Source organism: Streptomyces sp. NPDC058632 (assembly GCF_042717095.1).
Lineage (GTDB): Bacteria > Actinomycetota > Actinomycetes > Streptomycetales > Streptomycetaceae > Streptomyces.
The window spans coordinates 1-4,513 of record NZ_JBHXQZ010000182.1 but is presented as its reverse complement, the minus strand read 5'-3'; the positions used below and the strand labels follow the sequence as shown (position 1 = coordinate 4,513).

Sequence of the window (4,513 nt, the reverse complement as noted above, 5' to 3'; positions counted from 1 at the left end):
CGTACGGTTCGTCCTGATGGGTGCTCCGGCTACGGCGTCCGCGCCGCCCCGCTCGGTTCGCCGTCCTCGGCTCCGCCGGCCTCCCCGGCCTCTCCTGCTCCCCCGGCTCCCCCGCCCCCTCCGTCCTTCCGGCCCCGCCGGTGTGCGATCTCCCCGAGGACGATGTCGACGGCGAGGAAGGCGGCCAGCGGGATGCCGAGCAGGGGGACGAAGTAGCCGAGTACGGCGATCACCGCCAGCAGCGGGACGAGGATGTACGGCGGGACCTGCTGCCAGGCGCCGCGTGGGATCGGCCTGCCGAAGGACGAACCCCGGCCGCGCTGCCACCACATGCGGTAGCCCCACAGGATCAGCAGGATCAGACAGGCCGCGAGCAGCATCAGGGCGATCTGGTTGGGCAGGCCGAAGAGGCTGCCGGTGTGCAGGTCGATGCCCCAGCGGCTGAGCTTGGCGAGCACCGGGTAGTCGGCCCACCGCACGACGTCGGTGACCTGTCCGGTGGCCGGGTCGACGGCGACGGCGTCCTGCTTCTCGGGCCAGCTGCGCTGGATCTGCTTGACGACGTACGCGGAGTCCGCGTCGGCGGGCGGGACGACCTCCACCGGGTCGCCGAGGCGCTCGGCCCGCGCCGCCGCGAGGACCCGGTCGAGGCCGACCCCGTGCGCCGCGTCGCCTCCCGTGCCGCCGGCCGTCTCGTGCTCCGCGTGTTCGCCGCCCGCCGCGGCCGACACCACGGGCGTCTCCTGGCCGAGCGAGGTGCGCAGGTCGGCGATGTTGGCGCCGGTGTACGTGGACCAGGTCAGCCCGGTCGCGGAGAGGAAGAGGAAGCCGACCGCGACCCAGGCGCCGATGCCGCCGTGCAGACCCAGCGTGCGCCGTCGGCCGCTGGTGCCGCGGATCCTGCGCAGGGTGCGGCGGCGGGAGAACCACAGCACCAGGCCGCCGCCGGCGATCACCCACAGCCAGCTGGCCGCGAACTCGCTGTAGAGGCGGCCCGTTTCTCCGAGGTGCAGGTCGCGGTGGAACTCGTCGATCCAGGTGCGCAGCGGCAGCGCGCCGCTGGAACCGTACTGCTCGAGCGCACCGCGCACCTCCCCGGTGTACGGATCGACGAACACGGCGAGGGTGTGGTTCGGGTCCACGCCCGCCACGCCGGACAGCATCACCCTGGTCGTCGCGTCCGCCTCGGGCGAGGGGCGTATCGCGGAGACCGTGCCCTCGGGGTGGGCCTTGCGGGCGGCGGCGACCTGTTCGGAGATCGGCAGTTCGCGGTCACCGACGGGGACGGTCAGCTCATGGCCGTAGACGATCTTCTCGGCCTGGAAGGAGGCGGCGTACAGCAGGCCGGTGAGGGCGGCGACGAGCAGGAACGGGGCCACCACCACGCCTGCGTAGAAGTGCAGGCGCAGGACCAGGGGGCGCAGGGTGCCCCAGGCGGATCTCTGCCGTGCGGGGGTGGGAGGTCGGGGGGCCTCGGCCGTGGCGGTCGAGGGGGCGGTGGTCATCGGTGGGCTTCTCCCGAGGGCGACTTGGCGGCCGTGATGCTGCTCCAGTGGTCGGGGCTGCGGGGCGCCGAGTTCCAGGAGGGACATGTGACCTGCGCCACTCGTGACGGCGGCCGTCCGTCCGGCCCATGGCATCCTGACGCGATGGGAACTCCGAACGATCGTGTGCCCCTGGCCGAGCGGGTCGAGCAACTCATCGCCGGTGACGGGCCGCTGCCCATCGTCGCGGCCGGGGACCCGGTGCTGCGGCGGGCGTCCGACCCCTTCGACGGCCAGTTGGACTCCGCGCTGCTGGCCCGGTTCGTCGAGGCCCTGCGGGTCACCATGCATGCCGCGCCGGGGGTCGGGCTGGCCGCGCCGCAGGTCGGGGTGGGGCTGCGGATCGTGGTGATCGAGGATCCGGCGCCCGTCACGGAGGCGGTGGCGGTGGCGCGTGGCCGGGTGCGGCAGCCGTTCCGGGTGCTGGTCAATCCGGTCTGCGCGCCGGTGGGCAGCGGACGGGCGGCGTTCTTCGAGGGGTGCCTGAGCGTGCCGGGGTACCAGGCGGTGGTGGCGCGGCACGCCGAGGTGCGGCTGACCGGGCAGGACGAGCACGGGCGGGCGGTGGACGAGGTGTTCGGCGGCTGGCCCGCCCGGATCGTGCAGCACGAGACGGATCACCTCGACGGCACGCTCTACCTCGACCGGGCAGAGCCGCGCTCGCTGTCCTCCCATCAGGCGGTGGCGGAGCGCTGGGCGCAGCCCACGCCGGAGGAGGCCGCGCGGGCACTGGGTTTCGAACTGCCCTGAACGGACTCGGGTTCCGGGAGAGGAGGGGCCGCCGGACCGGACACGGGCGGGCTGAGGAATCCCCGCCCCGCCCGTCTCCCGCCCCGAACCCTCAGGCGTCCCGGTACGCCTCCAGCAGCCGGAGCCACACCTCGCTGATCGTCGGGTACGACGGAACCGCGTGCCACAGGCGGGCGACCGGCACCTGGGCGGCGACCGCGACGGTGGCCGAGTGGATGAGTTCGCCCACGCCGGGGCCGACGAAGGTGACGCCGCGCAGGGTCTCGCTCTCGAGGTCGACGACCATGCGGGCGCGGCCCTTGTAGCCCTCGCCGTACAGGCCGGCGCCCGCGACCGAGGCCAGGTCGACGTCGACGGCGCGGACGCGGTGCCCCTTTTCCTCCGCCTCGGCCAGGGAGAGGCCCACCGAGGCCGCCTCCGGGTCGGTGAACACGACCTGGGGGACGGCGTCGTGGTCGGCGGTGGCGGCGTGCGCGCCCCACGCCCGGCCGGCCACCGGCTCCCCCGCCGCCCTGGCGGCGATGGCGGCGCCCGCGATACGGGCCTGGTACTTGCCCTGATGGGTGAGCAGGGCACGCTTGTTGACGTCACCGACCGCGTAGAGCCAGTCCTGGCCGGTCACTTGGAGGCTGTCGTCCACGGTGAGCCAGGAGCCGGGTTCCAGGCCGACGGTCTCCAGGCCGATGTCGTCGGTGCGCGGGGCACGGCCGGTGGCGAGGAGGATCTCGTCGGCCTCGATGCGCTCCCCCGTGTCGGTGACGACCACGACGACACCGTTCTCCCTGGTCACCGAGGTGGCGGAGGTGCCGGTACGGAGGTCCACGCCGGCTTCGGTGAGCGCCTCGGCGACCAGTTCCCCGGCGAAGGGCTCCATGCGGGGCAGCAGGCCCTTGCCGCGCACCAGGAGGGTGACCCGGGAGCCGAGCCCCTGCCACGCCGTGGCCATCTCGGTGGCGACGACACCGCCACCGACCACGACCAGCCTGCCGGGCACGGCCTGGGCGCTGGTGGCCTCCCTGCTGGTCCAGGGCGCGACCTCGTCGAGTCCGGGCATGCCGGGCAGCAGCGCGCGGCTGCCCGTGCAGACGGCGACGGCGTGCCGGGCGGTGAGGACGCGCCGTGTTCCGTCGGCGGCGGTGACGGTGACCGTGCGCGGGCCGGTGAGCCGCCCGACGCCGCGGTGGAGGTCGATGCCGGCGGACTCCAGCCACTGGACCTGGCCGTCGTCCTTCCACTGGGAGGTGTACTCGTTGCGGTGGGCCAGGACGGCGCTCGCGTCGAGCGCCCCCTGTACCGATCCGGACAGGCCGGGCACGCGGCGGGCGTCGGCGCGCGCGAGGACGGGACGCAGCAGGGCCTTGCTGGGCATGCACGCCCAGTAGGAGCACTCGCCGCCCACGAGTTCGCTCTCCACGATGGCGGTGGTCAGCCCTGCCGCGCGCGTGCGGTCGGCGACGTTCTCCCCCACCGGCCCCGCGCCGAGCACGATGACGTCGTAGTCGAGGGTCCCCGATTCCGGTTCGGTGGACTGCGTGGACTGCGCTGCCGATTCCGGCGAATCCGATTGCGTCTGCGTCATGGTGCCAGTCTGGTGGGTGGTGTGGCCGGTGGCCACACGGGTAGGGGCGCGGAATACGTGACCCGACGGCCGTGGTTGTACCGGCAGCCCACCCCGACATCAGGAAGAGGGACATACGCGATGAGCAGCACCGTGGAGCTCACCAAGGAGAACTTCGACCAGTTGGTCACGGAGAACGAGTTCGTTCTGATCGACTTCTGGGCGTCCTGGTGCGGGCCGTGCCGTCAGTTCGCACCGGTGTACGACAAGGCGGCCGAGGAGAACCCGGACCTGGTGTTCGGCAAGGTGGACACGGAGGCTCAGCCTGAGCTGGCCGCGGCCTTCAACATCCAGTCGATCCCGACGCTGATGATCGTCCGCGACCAGGTGGCCGTGTTCGCGCAGCCGGGCGCGCTGCCCGAGGCCGCGCTGACGGACGTCATCGGTCAGGCCCGGAAGCTGGACATGGACGAGGTCCGCAAGTCCATCGCCGAGCAGCAGGCCGCGCAGGGCGACGGCAAGGCGGATGCCTAGAGCCGGGACGGGTGACCGCCCCGGCTCCGCGACTAGGTCCTGTCTGGAGTTCGGATCAAGAGTGTGGTGCGATGCTGCGGAGCCAGAGCATTGCCCCACACAGGTGCAGTCCGGCCTCGTAGCTCTC

At 73.1% G+C, this 4,513-nt stretch carries 4 protein-coding genes; 2 read left to right on the top strand and 2 right to left on the bottom strand.

Annotated features, from left to right (window positions below; translation table 11 throughout):
• Nucleotides 1-29: 29 nt before the first annotated feature.
• Nucleotides 30-1,505, bottom strand: a complete 1,476-nt coding sequence (locus ACFWVE_RS34725) for a PepSY-associated TM helix domain-containing protein (protein ID WP_384023176.1) — start codon at nt 1,503-1,505, stop codon at nt 30-32.
• A 144-nt stretch (nt 1,506-1,649) separates the two neighbouring features.
• Here ACFWVE_RS34725 and ACFWVE_RS34720 point away from each other — a divergent pair, with 144 nt between their 5' ends.
• A complete protein-coding gene (locus ACFWVE_RS34720) occupies nt 1,650-2,294 on the top strand; it encodes a peptide deformylase (RefSeq protein ID WP_384023173.1) in 645 nt (214 codons plus the stop codon).
• Between the two features lie 91 nt (nt 2,295-2,385).
• On the opposite strand, the gene ACFWVE_RS34715 is transcribed toward ACFWVE_RS34720, so the two are convergent.
• Nucleotides 2,386-3,873, bottom strand: coding sequence for a dihydrolipoyl dehydrogenase family protein (locus tag ACFWVE_RS34715; protein ID WP_384023170.1), 1,488 nt, complete (start codon nt 3,871-3,873; stop codon nt 2,386-2,388).
• Nucleotides 3,874-3,993: 120 nt separating this feature from the next.
• Between ACFWVE_RS34715 and trxA the strand changes: the two genes are divergently transcribed.
• Nucleotides 3,994-4,386, top strand: a complete 393-nt coding sequence (trxA, locus tag ACFWVE_RS34710; RefSeq protein ID WP_384023167.1) for a thioredoxin — start codon at nt 3,994-3,996, stop codon at nt 4,384-4,386.
• Nucleotides 4,387-4,513 lie beyond the last annotated feature (127 nt).

Bases quoted from the DNA above. Each gene is read 5' to 3' on its own strand.
- ACFWVE_RS34715 (WP_384023170.1), bottom strand. From the start codon at position 3,873: ATGACGCAGACGCAATCGGATTCGCCGGAATCGGCAGCGCAGTCCACG.
- trxA (WP_384023167.1), top strand. From the start codon at position 3,994: ATGAGCAGCACCGTGGAGCTCACCAAGGAGAACTTCGACCAGTTGGTC.
- ACFWVE_RS34720 (WP_384023173.1), top strand. From the start codon at position 1,650: ATGGGAACTCCGAACGATCGTGTGCCCCTGGCCGAGCGGGTCGAGCAA.
- ACFWVE_RS34725 (WP_384023176.1), bottom strand. From the start codon at position 1,505: ATGACCACCGCCCCCTCGACCGCCACGGCCGAGGCCCCCCGACCTCCC.